Below are 15091 nucleotides of genomic sequence, written 5' to 3' on the forward strand. Positions count from 1 at the left end.
CGCGCTGGAGCAAGCGGCAATTCCTGACCCAGACGGCGGGTGACGGCATCTGACGGCCGTGCAGTGGTGCAGTCGAGGTGGGGCCGTCGAACGCCCTGTGATTGGCTCGTCGGTCAGCCGGTTTGGCGTAATGATTAACGGTGTCGCTCGGTCAAGCGACGATAGGCAACCCTTACTCATCAATCGGCCACTTCGGCCGACTCACTCGCCGATATGGCAACCCATTCAAATCCAGCGTCGCCGACCCCGGAGCATCCGCAAACACCACATGCTGCGCCACCTTGGCGAACGACGCCTGGAAGTGCTGCGCCGACTTCACCACGATCAGCGCCTTCTCCTCCAGCCGGCAGCCGAGCTGGGTGAAGACATCGATATCCATGGCCTGGGCCCGTACCGTGATCAGCACAATCTCAACGCCATCCGCCTCGACCAAGGCGGAATTCCCTACGACAGCGGGCGATCCAGACAAGCCCGTCATGACCATGTCCGGCACCAGCGCCTTGACCGTGCACATCAGGTCTAGAGGCTCGCCAGACAGGGGGCTGATCTTGCCCCCTATGCGCAAGGGCAAGCGCGCACCCACGCCAGCACTGAAGGCGATACGGACGGCAATCGGGTCCCACATGGGGCCGATCGCCACATTGCGCACGCCCCTTTCCAGCAGACGCCGTAGCAGAAAGGTGGAGTCGCCCGCGCCGCCGCCGCCCGGGTTGTCGGCCGCATCGGCGATGACGACCGGCGTTGCGCCAAATGCCACAGCCTGATCAATGGCTTCGTCCGGTTTGGGGTAGACGGGCGTCAATACTTCGCGCATGCCGATCAGCTCGTCGGCCAGACGCCGCGCCAATTGCTGGGCGGCTCGGGCGTCGCCATCGGCATAGACCAGCAGCTTGGTCCCCATGTCGGGCACATCGCCCCAGGCGAAGCTGTGCACCACGGAAACGGAGAGTATGCCGTCCCGGCCTTCCAGCGCGCTGATGCGGTCTATGTAGCTGCGCGCCGGCTCTTGCGGCGTGCGTATGGTGACGACCATACCGCAGTCGACAACGGCAGCCACCGGGGCGATGCGGCGTTCGACGATCCCCGCGCAGAAGTCCACCAATTCCAACGCGCGCTCACGGATATCGGTGTGGGGATATTCCTTGTAGGCGACCAGCATATCGGCGTTGGCCACCATGGCGTCCGACAGGTGGCAGTGCGGATCCAGCTCCGCGCCCACGACGACATCCGCGCCGACGATGGTGCGGATGCGCGTCAGCAGGTCGCCCTCGCAGTCCTCGTAGCCGTCAGCCACCATCGCCCCATGCAGGCCCAGCACCACCATGTCGACGGGCAGCGCTTGCCGTAGGTCGCGCAGTAGTTCATCGCGCAGCGTCTCGTAAGCGTGGCGCGTGGTGATGCCGCCGGGCTGGGCGCCGGCGGCCATGCCTTCGATCACGGTCCAGCCGTGTTGCGCGCCGCGCTGGCGCGCTGCCCACAGAGGTCCGCTGAAGATGGTCATCTCGGGAGGATGGGTACCGGCGGGGTAATAGCCCCGGTCGGCGAAGTCATCCAGCGAGGTGGGCAGCGGAGCGAACGTATTGGTTTCCGTGGACAGCGAACCGGTGAAAACGCGCATGGTACGAGTGCTTAGTCCGCGGTGGCGCCGGAGGCCTTGACCACGTCGGCGTACTTGGCGATTTCGGAAGCGACGTGCTGGCGCAGTTCTTCGGTCGTGCCGCCGCCGGGGGTGGCGACCATGCCGGCGAGCTTTTCCTGGATGTCCTTCTCTGCCAGGATCGCGTTGACTTCCTTGTTCAGCTTTTCCACGATGCCGGCGGGCGTGCCGGTGGGTGCGAACAGCGCGTACCAGGACGTCATTTCGTAACCCTTGACGGTCGCGTCGATGGTGGGGATTTCGGGCGCGAAGGGTTGGACGGCAGCGCTGGTGACGCCCAGCGCGCGCAGCTTGCCACCTTGGATGAGCTGCATGACGGAAGGCGCGGTGTCGAACATCACCTGGATGCGGCCGGCCATCAGGTCGGTGAGGGCGGGCGCGCTGCCCTTGTACTGCACGTGTTCCATCTGCACGCCGGTCATCATCTTGAACAGTTCCGCCGACAGGCGCGTGGACGAGCCCGCGCCGGACGAGGCGAAGAAGATGTTCTTGGGGTTGGCTCGGGCGTAGTCGATGAACTCCTGCACGGTCTTGGCCGGCACGGTGTTGTTCACCACCATGATGTTGGGGAAGCGCGTCAGCAGCGCCACCGGCGCGAAGTCCTTCTGGAAGTCGAAGGACAGTTCCTTGTAGAGCGACACGTTGATGGTGCTGGCGTTCGAGCCCAGCAGGATGGTGTAGCCGTCGTTGGGCGAGCGCGCCACGGTGGCGGCGGCGATGTTGCTGGCGGCGCCCGGACGGTTTTCGACCACGAAGGTCTGGCCCAGCTTGTCCGACAGGCGGCCGGCGATCAGCCGCGCCACGGCGTCGGACGAGCCGCCCGGCGCGTAGCCGACCACGACCTTGACGGGCTTGCTCGGGTAGGCGGCTTCCGGCGAGGCGAATGCGGCCTGTTGACTGAACACGCTCAGGGTTGCGGCAGCGAGGATCGAAGCGAAGAGTTTCATGCTTTAAGGCTCGAAATGGGCGTTACCTCGCATTGCCGCCGCCGCTGGTTTCCAGCTTGCGGCTCGCAACCGAGCGGATTTGAAAGTACGCGCATTATTCGCAATCGCAGCCCTGTAAATCAATGTAAGCTGCGAGGAAGTTTGTTGCCAAAAAGGCAACGATTTGAAGAAATCGTAGAAAAGGGGACAAGCATGGACGGAGGTTTGAGCGCGCGGCGCCTGCAATACTTCTTCGAGGCGGTGACGACCGGATCGGTGCGCGGCGCAGCCGAGCGCCTGGGCGTGGAGCCGTCCATCGTCAGCCGCCAGATCCAGCTGCTGGAGACGGAGCTGGGCGTGGCGCTGCTGGAGCGCAAGGGCCGCGGCATCGTGCCCACCGACATGGCCGCCATTGTGATGGATCACTGCCGCGACCGGCAGGCCAGCGAACAGGCCCTGCGCGCCCGACTGGACGAGGTCAACGGTTTGCAACGCGGCGATATCCAGATCGTCACCAGCGAGGGCTTCGTCGATATCCTGATGAGCGGCGTGGTGGATGAATTCTGCCGGCAGCATCCCGGCGTGCGGGTGTCGCTGAAGGTGGCTGGCGCTTCCGACGCGGTGCGCGCCGTGGTGCACGACGACGCGCATATCGGCGTGGTGTTCGGCGCGCCGGCGGACCCCGGCATACGCGTGGTTCATACGCGCAACCATCCTCTGTGCGTGATCGCGTGGCCGGATCATCCGCTGGCGCGGCAGCGCAAGCGGCCGACGCTGAAGGACGTGGCGCGCTATCCGATTGCGCTGATGGGGCCGGGCTTCGGCTTGCGCCAGCTGATCGAGATGGCGGAACTGTCCGAGAACATCGTGCTGTCGCCCAGCTTCATCGCCAACTCGGTGGTGACGCTCAAGCGCTATGTGGAGAGCCGCCTGGGGCTGACCTTCACGTCGGCGAATTCCGTGGTGAAGGAAGTCGCCCGGGGCGAACTGGTGGCGCTGCGCACCACCAACCCCATCTTCGAGGCGGCGCAGACGCGGCTGATCGTGCGGGCCAACCGGCCGTTGACGAGCGCCGCGCGCGGCATGCTGGAACGGATCCAGGCATCGCCGCTGTTCCACGGCGCGAAGCCGTAGCGGGCGATGCCTGGAGAGAGGTTGCTTGTTTAACGCACCGGCCAACCGTACATCAGCCCGCCATCGCGGTAAGAAGCGTTCAGGCCGCGCGGCAGCTTCAGCGGGCTGCTGGGGCCGAGATTCTTCTCAAAGCTCTCGCCGTAGTTGCCGATGTTCTTGATGATGTTGTAGGCCCACTTGTCGTCCACGCCCAGGTTCTTGCCCATGCCCGGCGTCACGCCCAGCAGGCGCTGCACGTTGGGGTTGGTGCTCTTGAGCATTTCGTCGACGTTCTTGGACGTGATGCCGTATTCCTCGGCTTCCAGCATGGCGAACAGGGTCCAGCGCACCACGTTGAACCATTGTTCGTCGCCCTGGCGGACCATCGGGCCCAGGGGTTCCTTGGAGAAGTTCTCCGGCAGGATGTCGTACTTTTCCGGGTTCTCCAGGTTGCTGCGCGCCGCCGCCAGCTGCGACTTGTCGCCGGTGAACGCATCGCAGCGGCCCACCGCGAAGGCGCGGATGATCTCGTCCAGGCGTTCCACGACCACGGGCTTGAAGACGATGTTCTGCGAGCGGAACCAGTCAGCCAGGTTCAGTTCGGTGGTGGTGCCGGGCTGCACGCAGACCGTGGCGCCGTCCAGTTCCTTGGCGCTTTTGACGTTCAGGGACTTGTTCACCATGATGCCCTGGCTGTCGTAGTAGTTCACGGCCACGCCGATCAGGCCCAGCGTGGTGTCGCGGGTCAGCGACAGCGTGGTGTTGCGGGGCAGGACGTCGACTTCGCCGGACTGCAGCGCGGTGAAGCGCTGCAATGCGCTGACGGCCATGATCTTGGCCTTGGAGGCGTCGCCGAACATGGTGATGGCCAGCGCGCGGCACAGGTCCACGTCCAGACCGATCCAGCCGCCCTTGCTGTCGTTCACCGAGAAGCCGGCAACGCCGGTGGACACGCCGCATTGGACGAAGCCCTTGTTCTTGACCGCCTCGAAAGTCGCGCCGGCGTGGGCGGTCAAGGACGAAATGAGTAAGGCGGTGCCTGCCGCAGCCAGTTTGAGTGCTTTCATGGGTGTCTCCGCGCCATCCGGCGCATTTTTAGCGATCAGCCGAAGGCTGAGGTGCGGCGAATGGTAGCCAGCGGCATAAGGGGGGAGAATCAGGGAATTCCCGTTAAATCCGTCGGGCGGAATTTTCGACAGGCTTATCCATGAACAAGAACAAAGAACCCTCGGGGCACGGCCCGGCTGCGTGGCGCGGGTACGCCTGGGCCAAGGCGCGCCTGCTCGGCATATGGCGCGAACTGATCCGCGTCAACGCCAGCGACCGGCCCTGGGAAATGCCCCTGGCCGCAGCGCTGTCTTCAGGGCTGCCCTTGCTGGTGGGCGCCTATTTCGGCCGCATGGATTACGGCCTGATGTCCAGTCTGGGCGGCATGGTGTTCCTGAGCTTGCCCAATTCCTCGCTGCAGCACCGCATGATGATGTTGCTGGCGGCGTCCTTCGGCATGGTGGCCTGCTATGCGGTGGGCGCGCTGACGCAGTTCTGGCCCGCGGTCATGCTGGTGGCGTTGACCTTCATTGCCATGGTGGTGAACATGGTTTGCCGCTGCTACCGGCTGGGGCCGCCGGGCAGCCTGTTCTACATCATGGCGACCGCGATCGCGGCCTACACGCCGGGGAACGTGGAAGAAATCCCCACACGCGTCGGCATGGTGGCCCTGGGCAGTCTGGTCGCGTGCCTGGTGGCGTTTGTGTATTCCCTGCACATGACGCGGGTTGCGCCGCCGCCGCCCGAAACCGCGCTGCCCAGGCCCACGTTCGACTTCGTGGTCTACGACTCCGTGATCATCGGCCTGTTCGTGGGCGTGTCGCTGCTGGTAGCCGAGCTGCTGCAATTGCCGCGCCCCTACTGGGTGCCTGTCAGCTGCCTGGCCATCATCCAGGGAGCGACCCTGATGGCGGCCTGGAACCGCCAGCTGCATCGCATCCTGGGCACCGCCGTGGGCCTGTGCGTGGCGTGGGCCTTGTTGAGCCTGCCGCTGAATGTGTGGACCCTGAGCCTGGTGATGATGGCGCTGTCGTTCGGCATAGAAACGCTGGTGGTGCGCCATTACGCCAGCGCCGTGGTGCTGATCACGCCGCTGACGATTTTCCTGGCCGAGGCGCCGCACCTGGGCCAGGGCTATCCCGCGGCCGTCATCGAGGCGCGCTTCCTGGACACGGTGGTCGGCGCGTTCATCGGCGCCGTGGGCGCCGTGCTGCTGCACAACCAGCGCATCCGGCCGCGGCTGTCGCGCTGGATGCGGGCGGTGCTGCCCAGGCGGGTGAATTGACGGCGCCGGCTCGCGGAGTCCGTCGCCACGCATAGCTCCATTCGTGGCTGATTTACGTACCCGGCGCCGCGCCGTCAAGCGGGCCGCTTGACCAGCACCACCAACGCAATGCCGAGCAGGATCAGCACCGAAGCCGTCACCAGGATGGCGGTCACGGGCTCATGCAGGAACAGGGTTCCTCCGAACGCCGTCAGCACCGGCACGCTGAGCTGCACGGTCGCGGCGTGGGTCACTTTCAGCCCCTTGAGCGCCGCGTACCAGAAGACATAGCCCAGGCCCGATGTCACTGCGCCGGAGGCCACGGCATACGCCACGCCCGCCGCGTCGTAGCCCACGCCCGCGGCCAAGGCATGCAGCAGAAACAGCAGCAGCGCGACCGGCGCGGCGCGGATGAAGTTGCCCGCCGTCGCCGATGCCGCATCCCGGGCGCTTCGGCCCAGCAATGAATAGGCGCCCCACGCGATGCCGGCCGCGATCATCAGCAAGGCATGGAACGACGGCGGCGCGCTGACGCTGGGCAGCATCAGGATCACCAGGCCGGCCACCGCCAGGCCTATGCCCAGCCCCTGCGTGATGCTCAGCCTCTCGCCGATGAAGAATCCGTACAGGATCATGCTGATCTGGATCGACGCGAACAGCAGCAAGGCGCCGGTTCCTGCCGGGATCTGGGTGTAGGCATAGGCGAAGGCCACGGCATAGGCCAGCAGCGCCAACGCACCACGCCAATTGCCTTCCAGCGCCTTCGTCGGCTTGCGCAGGCGCAACACCAGCCACAGCACCAATGCGCCGGAAGCGATGCGGATGGCGACGAAGGTGGCCGGATCGATCGCGGTCTGCTTGAGCGCAAGGCGGCACAGCAGCGAGTTGCCGGCGAACGCGAGCATGGAGAGCAGGGTGAGCGCGTACAGGCGGGGTGTCATGGCGCGGTGTTTCCCTTGGGCAGCGCTTCGGCGATCGTGTCCGGAAAAAGCGGGATGGAACGATGATCAGATCGTAGCGCGGAGTTTCGGCTGGCGGTTGGGATACGCGTGCGATTCGTCTCAGTGGGTACGTACTTTGGCCGAAGCTTTTGAGCTGAGGGCATGGGCGGCATGCTGCCACAGCGCGCCCACTGCCGCGGATTGCCGTCCAGCGGCAGAGCGCAGCAGCCCGAATTCCCGGCGCGCCGCCGGGCTCAGCGGCAAGGCCCGCAACTGGCGCATGTCCGCGGGCAGCGTGGACTCGGGAACCACCGCGACCCCCATGCCCTCTCGCACCAATGCGCAGGCGCTGGCCCAGTCGCGGACCGTGACGCGGATGTCGTTGAGTTCCAGCCCGGCCTTGCGCGCCAGGCTCAGGCCATTCACGGCGCAGCCGCCGGTCGCGAGAATGAACGGTTCATCGGCCAGCTCGGCCAGTGCGACGCCCCGCGATGATGCGCGGCGGCTGAGCGCATGCATGCCGGGCAGCAGCGCTATCCAGCGATCGCGGCCCAGGATCAGGGCTTGCCTTTGCGTTGCGGGGTTCATCACCACGCCCAGATCGATGGCGCCGCGCGACAGCCATTCCTCGACCTCTTCATCCGTGCCCTCCAAGGCCACCACCTCGATGCCGGGGTGGCGCAGCCGGAAGCCGTGCAGCAGGGGCGGCAGCAGCGTCGAGATGACCGAGGGAAAGCTGCCCAGCCGGATGCGGCCCTGGCTCAGTCCCTGGCTGTCGTCGGCCAGGGCGCGGATGGACTCCAGGTGAGACAGCATCGCGCGGGCGTGATCGATGACCTGTTCGCCGAGCGCCGTTACCGCCACTTCCTTGCGGGAGCGGGTGAAAACCTGGAGGCCCAGCGACGCTTCCAGTTGCGCAATGGCCTGGCTGGCGCCGGACTGGGTGATGCCCACGCGCTCGGCGGCGCGGGAGATGTTGCCTGTGTCGGCCGTCGCGACGAGCAGGCGCCAATGTCCCAGGTTCAACATATTAAGTAGCTGAGCTAATGATGAGGAATTAGAGCATTAATTTTACCGGTGCACCCTGGCGCGAGAGACTGCTCTCTGTTGTTTCCCGGAGATGTCATGAAGCTTTACTACGCCCCGCATACCTGCTCACTGTCGCCGCACATCGTCTTGCGCGAACTGGAATTGCCCTTCGAACTGGTCAAGGTGAACAACCAGACCAAGCAGACCGCGGACGGCCGCGATTTCCGCACGATCAACCCCAAGGGTTATGTCGCCGCGCTGGAGCTGGACGATGGCGATGTGCTCACTGAAGGGCCGGCCATCGTCCAGTACCTGGCCGACCTGCATCCTGGCATGCAGCTGGCGCCACCAAATGGCACGCGCGAACGCACGCGGCTGCAGGAATGGCTGAACTTCCTAACCAGCGAGATCCACGCAGGATCGGCGCCCTTGTTCCAGTCGGCCTTGCCCGAAGCCGCCAAGGCGCACTTCCGCGAACGGCTCTTCAAACGCTTCGATTACCTGGACGGCATCCTGGCCGGGAGCAGCTACTTGGTGGGCCAGCAGTTCAGCGTGGCCGATGCCTATCTGTTTACCGTGCTGGGATGGTGCAGGTTCTTTGCAATCGACCTGGATCGCTGGCCATCCCTCGCGGCATACGCGGCCCGCATCGGAGAGCGCCCTGCGGTGCGGGCCGCGCTGCGCGCGGAGGCGCAGGGCTGAACGTCATGCGGCCACGGCAAGGGATGGACTAGGCCTGCTGGCGCGTGGCCGCCAAAACGATTTCACGCACGCACACGCCGTCCGGCTGCGCATAGGCGTAATGGATGGCGTTGGCCACGTCCTCGGCGGCCAGCACCTTGCCGCCCATCTCGGCCTTCCAGGCTTCGTAGCCCGTCTTGATGTCCGCGTCGGTGGTGTGGCCCAGCAACTCGGTCTCCACGGCGCCCGGCGCGATCGTGGTCACGCGCACGTTGTGCGCCGACAATTCCTCGCGCAGGTTTTCCGACAAGCCGTGCACGGCGAACTTGGTGCCCACGTAGGCCACGTGATTGGGGAAGGTCTTGCGCCCGGCCACGGAACTGACGTTGATGATGTTGCCGCGCTTGCGCTGGACCATGCCCGCCGCGACCGCGTGGACGCCGTTCAACACGCCTTTGACGTTCACGTCCAGCATCCGGTCCCATTGATCCGGGTCCTGGCGCGTGATGTCGCCCAACAGCATGACGCCTGCGTTGTTGATGAGCGCATCGGCCGGGCCGAAGCGCGCTTCGCCTTCCTGCACGGCGGCGGCCAGCGCGGCGCGGTCGGTCACGTCCACGGACAGCGCCAGGGTGTCGGGCAGGTTCAGCGCCTGCATTTTTTCCAGCCGGCGGGCCAGCAGCAGCAGCGGATGGCCGTGAGCCGAGAACAGGCGGGCGGTAGCCAGACCGATGCCGGAACTGGCGCCCGTGATGATGACGAGGGGTTTTTTCAAAGTGGACATGGCGGACTCCTGATATCGGTTTTATGTATGCTTGAGTGTCGGGAATCATTCTATTCTTGGTGATTTCGCCTGAGAAATGGTTTATTCCTTTAGAAGAAATCGGAAAATCTTATGGATAGCCGCCAGCTCAAGGCCTTTGTCGCCGTCTTCGAAGAGCGCAACATCACGGCCGCCGCCCGCCGCCTGCACCTGAGCCAGCCCGCGCTGTCGGGCACGATCAAAAGCCTGGAGGACCTGCTGGGCACGCAGTTGTTCACGCGGCAGGCGCGGGGCGTGGCCGTGACGGAGGACGCCCGCATCCTGTATCCGCAGGCGCGCCGCATCCTGTCGCAAACGGACTCGATGACGCAGCAGTTCCGCCACGGCTCGCCTGGATCTCGCGTCGAGATCGGCGTGGAGGCGGATATTGCCGGACAGGACATCGCCGCCTTCATGCGCGCGGCGCGTGAGGTCGTGCCGGCGCTTTTCGTGAGTCTGCTTGAAGGGTGCCAGGGCGATGCCCGGCTGGCGACCGAAGACGAGCGTTGCGAGGACGAGCTGTTCCTGCCCCTGTCCGTCGATCCTTACGTGCTGGCCATGCCCGCAGGCAGCGACGCGGACGCCGCATTGCCGTGGATCGTGTGCCCGAACCATCCGACGCATCAGCGTCTGCTGCCCTACTATGGCGCCGGGGCAAACACGCCGGCCGCGCACGCAGGATCGCTGCGCCTGGCATTGGCGTTGACCGCTGCCGGCGCAGGCATGTGCGTGGCGCCGGAGTCCCTCGCCGGCAGCCAGGCCGGCGTGGAGATCAGGCCTCTGGAAGGGCTGGAGATGGCGCGTCGCGTCGGGCTTTGCTATGCGGTGCAATCGTTGGACAAGTCCGCGGTGGCAACGCTGGTGGAGCGGCTTGGGGTGTATGCGTTCCAGGGCACGCATACAGCATAAGAAGGCCGCGCAACGCCATCGAGAGGTCCGGAAAACAAGGCGCAAGACTGCAACTTCACTCGTTAAGTTGTAGTCTTGCGCCTTTCGCCAGTAAACATGGCCGCGCTGCGGCCGATCAGGGAGGAGATAACTATGACAACGCGATCCGGCGCCAAGCTGGGCAAGGCGGTATGGGGGATGACGCTGGCTGCCGTGGCGTTTGCCGCATCGGTTTCCAACGCGCACGCGGACGACTATCCATCGCAGCCGATCAAGCTGATCGTGCCCTTTGCCGCCGGAGGCGGCAACGACGGAATCGCGCGTCTTCTGGGGCAACTGCTGTCCGATGGCCTGAAGCAGCCCGTAGTAGTGGAGAACCGCCCCGGCGCGGGCGGCAAGCTGGGCGTGGAGCAGGGCCTGAAGGCAGCACCCGACGGCTACACCCTGACCTTGATTTCCAACAGCTACTCGGTCAACCCCAGCCTGTACAAGCTGCCGTTCGACCCGGTGGAAGACATGACGCCAATCGGCATGATCGCGCGCGCGCCGTTCTTCGTGTCGGTCAATCCCAGCGTGCCGGCGGACAGCCTGGGCGATCTGGTGGCCCTGGCCAAGAAGAAGCCGGGCGGGTTGACCTATGCCTCGTCTGGCACGGGCGGGATTTCGCATCTGGCGATGGAGGCCTTCTTGAAGACGGCCGGCATCACCATGGTCCACATCCCCTACAAGGGGTCCGCGCCGGCCTTGACGGACACCGTTTCAGGCCAGGTCAACGTGATGCTGACCACGGCGGGGTCGACGCTGCCTTACCGCGAGGACAAGCGCCTGAAGGTGCTGGCCGTGACCTTGCCGCAGCGCGTGTCCTCGGCGCCGGACATCCCCACCGTGCGCGAGGCCGGCGTGCCGTATGACGTGACGGTGTGGTACGGCATCATCGCGCCCAAGGGCGTGCCGCCGCAGGTGCAGGCCAAGCTGAACGCCGCGATCAATGCGGCCGTTGTGATGCCAGAGATGGCTGATCGTCTGAAGGCGACCGGGGAGGCGGCCGCGCCGGGTAGCCCGCAGGACTTTCGCGATCAGATCGTGAAGGAGATTTCCTTGTGGGGCGATGTGGTGCGTGAGGCGGGTGTGACGGTCAATTGATCGTCTTGCGCGGAACTGGGCACGAGACGTGGCAACACGTGAAAACCGTCTGCGACAGTCCTTGCCTGGGTCGAACAAGAAAAAAGCCGTTGACGGCAAACGTCAACGGTTTTTGGGGTTCTGGCGGAGGCCTCTTTGTCTGATTGCGACGAGGGGCTAGACCCAGAGTCGATAGATCCAGAACGACTCGTCCTCAACGAAGCGCCGAGCAAACTCGGCCGGAGGAAATCCAGTTATGCGTTTTACTGCCCGACTTAGATGGGCTTGGTCTGCAAATCCTGCTTCCAGTGCAAAAGCAGCCCAATCCAGCGATTTTATGGACTCTTGACGATCTCGCGCTGCAAAGAAGGCCTGTTCAGTGCCAACAAGTGACTGCCATTCGCGTAGAGATCGCCCGCTGAATGCTCTGATACGACGTTCGACCTGTCGAATGCCACGACTGCGTTGCCATTCATTTGCTTGGCGGGCTAGTCCGTCGACCCACTGACGGCCCGCCCCTCTCAAAATGTCTATTGTGGAGTGGCGTGGATGTGATGGCCGCCAGCGCGGTTCAAGATATCGTTCGATAATTTCTAGAGTAACTTGATCGCCATCGGAATTAACCAGAGCGTCAAGCATCTCAAACCAAGTCGATCCAAGTATCCGGCGGGCGCAAATAGCTCGGTCTTGAATCATGGATACATCTATCTGGAACAACTCCGTCGCCGTGCTTATAGGGAAGTAAATCATTCCGCCGCGGCCACTCCCCCTAGACCAGCTTGCTGTTGGTCCTGACTGACTGCCGGAAATCAAGACATCGGTGTCAAAGCGGCGCCATTCCGTCCCATGGTCGTTTCGCTCCACAAGACCGAAGTCGGCATTTTTGTACCAAGAAAGGCAGACGAACGGCGATGCGGGGAAATGAGAGAGGCGCTGCGCATCGCTAAGAGCGATACCACAGGTGTTTCGACTAACCACTGCCACAATGGCGCCAGACAGTGCCATAGGCGCTGGATATAGTTGCGCCAGGGAGTCTTGCGTGCCGGTCACCACACGAGAGGCTCGCGCGTTGAAGGCAGGAACACAAATCTGATTTGATTGGCAATCCATGGGTCTACGGGACTGGGTGTGGAATCGCTTCGGGACTTAAGATGTCGTTTCGATTCAAGACGTCTCGGGCAAATTGGCATGTAGTACTGCCTATGAAAAAAGATGCCCCCTACTCATGCCCTTTCGAATCAACCGGCAAGTCTGATTCTCCCCTATCCCCGCGACAGTTTGAAGCGGGAGAGTGGCCTCCCGGTCCGTCATCAGGCGTCACTGGTTGGCGGCTGTCCAGAAAGATGTCTCACAACATGCTCGAGACACTTTCTGAATGGAAACAGGCCTTTGGCAATGTGTTTCATCTGCGAATTTGGCCCGAGAATTTCATAGTTCTCACGGATCCGGAGTTGGCGCGTGAACTACTAGTGAATCACCACGATGCTCTCATTCGCTGGGAACGCGGCATTCGTGTTTTTGCAAAAGTGCACGGGCATAGCGTGATCATAGCTGAGGGTGAGAAATGGGTTCAGAAGCGCCAAGTCATGCAGCCGAACTTCACCCCTAGAGCGCTGCAAAGCACTGTTCCGTCCATCATTGATGCAACGCGAGATGCATTTGATTCCTGGCCTCCAAACGATGACCTCTGGCCCATAGAGAGTGCGTTTACTTCACTGACCATGGACGCGATCATTCGAACCATGTTCTCGACCGAAGTTGGCGACGAGGCTAGGCAAGCGGAAGAGGCTGTTCGTGTTGTAGGCAAGGTGATAGATGCCGAATTCTTCTCGTTAGTAGATTGGCCCGACTGGGTGCCATGGAAGCGAGGCAAGAGGCGGGCAATTCAAAAGTTGGATGAATTGATCGAGCGCCACATGCAAGAGAGGCTACAAGCACCCGAGGAAAACTGGCCAGACGATTTGCTGTCCCGTCTGTTGCGTCTGCAACAGACCAATCCGTCCGAATGGTCGTATAAGGATATTCGCGATGAATGCATGACGACGTTCCTCGCCGGACATGAAACAACCGCGGCAACGCTAACCTGGTGGGCTTGGTGCATGGCTTCGAATCCAACCATGCAGGAAAAGGCCCGGACTGAAGTCGCACAAGTGTTGCAGGGCGCAGCGCCCACGATGCAAGCACTCGCGGCACTGTCTTATCTGGCTCGAACACTGGAAGAAGCGATGCGCCTATACCCTGCTGCACCGGTACTCATGACCCGCCGTGCTGTCACTCCTGTGAGCTTGGGGCCATGGCAGTTTCCACAGCGCACGCTGTTCATGCTGCCGATACAGCTAATGCAGCGGGATTCAAGTTGGTTTACTGATCCGCAGGATTATTGGCCGGATCGGTTCAGTGAAGATCCAAGACGTGCCCCGCGGGGCGCGTATGCGCCATTTGGATTAGGCCCGCGTGTTTGTCTCGGGCAGCATCTTGCAACGGCGGAAATGAAGGTAATGGCAGCCATGATCTTGCAGCGGTGGGCGTTATCGATACCCGTTGGCATGAAATCACCGCGTCCAGTGCAACAAGTGGCACTCAGGCCGGATGAGCCCCTGCATCTCTCGCTCAGATCAGTTCAGTAGCAGTTCATCCTGCGACATGTCATCAACGCGACGTGGGCCAGCCTTTCCGCGAGCTCGCAGTCGTAGGCAATTCATCAATAGCGAGCAGCCAGCATGGTCAGTACTTCATTCAGCGAGTCCACCGATTCACATGAGCGCGTCGCCGTCGCGTGTCTGTCCAAGTGGTACCCATGCATGCCAAATTTCCGAGGCCCGACCATATCGGCTTCAATGGTGTCGCCGATCATAAGTATCTCTTCGGGCTGGCACGCAATACCATCGCAGAGGTATCGATAGATCTCGGGCTGTGGTTTCACGGCACCGGCTTCGTATGACCAGGCGCAAAAGTCTGGTTGGATAGGCAGCAAGTCCAGTACCGGAGGTCCGTATGGCGCTGCGAGGTTGGAGCAAAGCGCTATTTTGATTCCTTGATCTTTCAAGGCGGCCAGAGTTGGGGCTGCATCAGCGAACAGCGTGATGGATTGGATTTCCTCATGCAGTTCGGCTTCCAGGGCACGCAAGTTCTCTTCGCTGACCATGCCGCCGAACATGCTGGCTGTCTGTCTCAGGTCTACTGCATTGCTCATCGCCCGGATGCCGTCGTCGCTCTGGCGCCGGCGGCCCGCCTCATGCAGCAGGCGCACCAGCTTTCGGAATGGGCGGGTGGGCCGTTCTATGCGGACCAATGTTCCAAATACGTCGAATGCTACGGCCTTGATTGCCATCGAACCTCCTGCTTGTCAGAGTAGGCTTGCACTGCGCGGTCGGGGGGGCGGAATCAACCTTGCTGCGAGGAAATTCTAACGGCCGCAATTTGATCCAAGTCCCGATATCGTCCGCTAGCTTGTGGCGTATACGTTGCACGCATTTGGGAGCGCTCGTTGCGCGCGGAGCGTCGAAATGAACATGTGTGAAGGCCGCTTGCGGCAATCTGCCATGAAAAAGGCCGTTGACGGCAAACGTCAATGGCTTTTTGAATTCTGGTGCCCGGGGCCGGAATCGAACCGGCACGCCT

At 63.0% G+C, this 15091-nt stretch carries 14 protein-coding genes; 6 read left to right on the forward strand and 8 right to left on the reverse strand.

Translation table 11 applies throughout. The features are described from left to right. Positions 1-172 precede the first annotated feature (172 nt). Both BRO63_RS28825 and BRO63_RS28830 read right to left on the reverse strand, forming a co-directional pair. Positions 173-1618 (reverse strand): M81 family metallopeptidase, encoded by a 1446-nt coding sequence (locus tag BRO63_RS28825; protein ID WP_088143055.1) that lies wholly within the window; start codon positions 1616-1618, stop codon positions 173-175. An 11-nt stretch (positions 1619-1629) separates the two neighbouring features. Next, positions 1630-2604: a tripartite tricarboxylate transporter substrate binding protein gene (locus tag BRO63_RS28830; protein WP_088143056.1), complete on the reverse strand. Its 975-nt coding sequence runs from the start codon at positions 2602-2604 to the stop codon at positions 1630-1632. A 192-nt stretch (positions 2605-2796) separates the two neighbouring features. On the opposite strand from BRO63_RS28830, the gene BRO63_RS28835 reads away from it, so the two are divergent. Beyond that, entirely contained in the window at positions 2797-3717 is a 921-nt protein-coding gene (locus BRO63_RS28835) for a LysR family transcriptional regulator (protein WP_088143057.1), read from the forward strand. A 29-nt stretch (positions 3718-3746) separates the two neighbouring features. Here the strand turns inward: BRO63_RS28835 and BRO63_RS28840 are convergent, their stop codons facing one another. After that, a complete protein-coding gene (locus BRO63_RS28840) occupies positions 3747-4763 on the reverse strand; it encodes an amino acid ABC transporter substrate-binding protein (protein WP_088143058.1) in 1017 nt (338 codons plus the stop codon). A 140-nt stretch (positions 4764-4903) separates the two neighbouring features. On the opposite strand from BRO63_RS28840, the gene BRO63_RS28845 reads away from it, so the two are divergent. Further along, a complete protein-coding gene (locus BRO63_RS28845) occupies positions 4904-6028 on the forward strand; it encodes an FUSC family protein (protein ID WP_088143059.1) in 1125 nt (374 codons plus the stop codon). 74 nt (positions 6029-6102) lie between these two features. On the opposite strand, the gene BRO63_RS28850 is transcribed toward BRO63_RS28845, so the two are convergent. Beyond that, positions 6103-6948 (reverse strand): DMT family transporter, encoded by an 846-nt coding sequence (locus BRO63_RS28850; RefSeq protein WP_088143060.1) that lies wholly within the window; start codon positions 6946-6948, stop codon positions 6103-6105. A gap of 120 nt (positions 6949-7068) precedes the next feature. Next, positions 7069-7977: a LysR family transcriptional regulator gene (locus tag BRO63_RS28855; protein WP_088143061.1), complete on the reverse strand. Its 909-nt coding sequence runs from the start codon at positions 7975-7977 to the stop codon at positions 7069-7071. 96 nt (positions 7978-8073) lie between these two features. On the opposite strand from BRO63_RS28855, the gene gstA reads away from it, so the two are divergent. After that, a complete protein-coding gene (gstA, locus tag BRO63_RS28860; RefSeq protein ID WP_088143062.1) occupies positions 8074-8679 on the forward strand; it encodes a glutathione transferase GstA in 606 nt (201 codons plus the stop codon). 28 nt (positions 8680-8707) lie between these two features. Here the strand turns inward: gstA and BRO63_RS28865 are convergent, their stop codons facing one another. Beyond that, complete coding sequence (locus BRO63_RS28865; protein WP_088143063.1) at positions 8708-9442, reverse strand: SDR family oxidoreductase; 735 nt, start codon at positions 9440-9442, stop codon at positions 8708-8710. 111 nt (positions 9443-9553) lie between these two features. On the opposite strand from BRO63_RS28865, the gene BRO63_RS28870 reads away from it, so the two are divergent. Both BRO63_RS28870 and BRO63_RS28875 read left to right on the forward strand, forming a co-directional pair. Further along, on the forward strand, positions 9554-10369 hold the full coding sequence (locus tag BRO63_RS28870) for a LysR family transcriptional regulator (protein WP_088143064.1): 816 nt from the start codon (positions 9554-9556) through the stop codon (positions 10367-10369). Between the two features lie 132 nt (positions 10370-10501). Beyond that, the gene (locus BRO63_RS28875; protein ID WP_088143065.1) at positions 10502-11491 is read left to right on the forward strand and encodes a tripartite tricarboxylate transporter substrate binding protein; all 990 of its coding nucleotides are present in this window, start codon (positions 10502-10504) and stop codon (positions 11489-11491) included. Positions 11492-11647: 156 nt separating this feature from the next. Here BRO63_RS28875 and BRO63_RS28880 read toward each other — a convergent pair whose 3' ends face one another. After that, positions 11648-12580 (reverse strand): helix-turn-helix domain-containing protein, encoded by a 933-nt coding sequence (locus tag BRO63_RS28880; protein WP_256943430.1) that lies wholly within the window; start codon positions 12578-12580, stop codon positions 11648-11650. Between the two features lie 92 nt (positions 12581-12672). Between BRO63_RS28880 and BRO63_RS28885 the strand changes: the two genes are divergently transcribed. Continuing rightward, complete coding sequence (locus BRO63_RS28885; RefSeq protein ID WP_088143067.1) at positions 12673-14097, forward strand: cytochrome P450; 1425 nt, start codon at positions 12673-12675, stop codon at positions 14095-14097. A gap of 74 nt (positions 14098-14171) precedes the next feature. On the opposite strand, the gene BRO63_RS28890 is transcribed toward BRO63_RS28885, so the two are convergent. Further along, positions 14172-14801 (reverse strand): HAD family hydrolase, encoded by a 630-nt coding sequence (locus tag BRO63_RS28890; protein WP_088143068.1) that lies wholly within the window; start codon positions 14799-14801, stop codon positions 14172-14174. Positions 14802-15091 lie beyond the last annotated feature (290 nt).

It is taken from the genome of Achromobacter xylosoxidans (genome assembly GCF_002192695.1).
GTDB lineage: Bacteria > Pseudomonadota > Gammaproteobacteria > Burkholderiales > Burkholderiaceae_B > Achromobacter > Achromobacter xylosoxidans_C.

Excerpts from the sequence above, each read along its gene's own strand:
- BRO63_RS28850 (WP_088143060.1), bottom strand. The coding sequence starts at position 6,948 with ATGACACCCCGCCTGTACGCGCTCACCCTGCTCTCCATGCTCGCGTTC.
- BRO63_RS28840 (WP_088143058.1), bottom strand. The coding sequence starts at position 4,763 with ATGAAAGCACTCAAACTGGCTGCGGCAGGCACCGCCTTACTCATTTCG.
- gstA (WP_088143062.1), top strand. The coding sequence starts at position 8,074 with ATGAAGCTTTACTACGCCCCGCATACCTGCTCACTGTCGCCGCACATC.
- BRO63_RS28875 (WP_088143065.1), top strand. The coding sequence starts at position 10,502 with ATGACAACGCGATCCGGCGCCAAGCTGGGCAAGGCGGTATGGGGGATG.
- BRO63_RS28855 (WP_088143061.1), bottom strand. The coding sequence starts at position 7,977 with ATGTTGAACCTGGGACATTGGCGCCTGCTCGTCGCGACGGCCGACACA.
- BRO63_RS28830 (WP_088143056.1), bottom strand. The coding sequence starts at position 2,604 with ATGAAACTCTTCGCTTCGATCCTCGCTGCCGCAACCCTGAGCGTGTTC.
- BRO63_RS28870 (WP_088143064.1), top strand. The coding sequence starts at position 9,554 with ATGGATAGCCGCCAGCTCAAGGCCTTTGTCGCCGTCTTCGAAGAGCGC.
- BRO63_RS28890 (WP_088143068.1), bottom strand. The coding sequence starts at position 14,801 with ATGGCAATCAAGGCCGTAGCATTCGACGTATTTGGAACATTGGTCCGC.
- BRO63_RS28845 (WP_088143059.1), top strand. The coding sequence starts at position 4,904 with ATGAACAAGAACAAAGAACCCTCGGGGCACGGCCCGGCTGCGTGGCGC.
- BRO63_RS28880 (WP_256943430.1), bottom strand. The coding sequence starts at position 12,580 with ATGGATTGCCAATCAAATCAGATTTGTGTTCCTGCCTTCAACGCGCGA.
- BRO63_RS28825 (WP_088143055.1), bottom strand. The coding sequence starts at position 1,618 with ATGCGCGTTTTCACCGGTTCGCTGTCCACGGAAACCAATACGTTCGCT.
- BRO63_RS28835 (WP_088143057.1), top strand. The coding sequence starts at position 2,797 with ATGGACGGAGGTTTGAGCGCGCGGCGCCTGCAATACTTCTTCGAGGCG.
- BRO63_RS28885 (WP_088143067.1), top strand. The coding sequence starts at position 12,673 with ATGAAAAAAGATGCCCCCTACTCATGCCCTTTCGAATCAACCGGCAAG.
- BRO63_RS28865 (WP_088143063.1), bottom strand. The coding sequence starts at position 9,442 with ATGTCCACTTTGAAAAAACCCCTCGTCATCATCACGGGCGCCAGTTCC.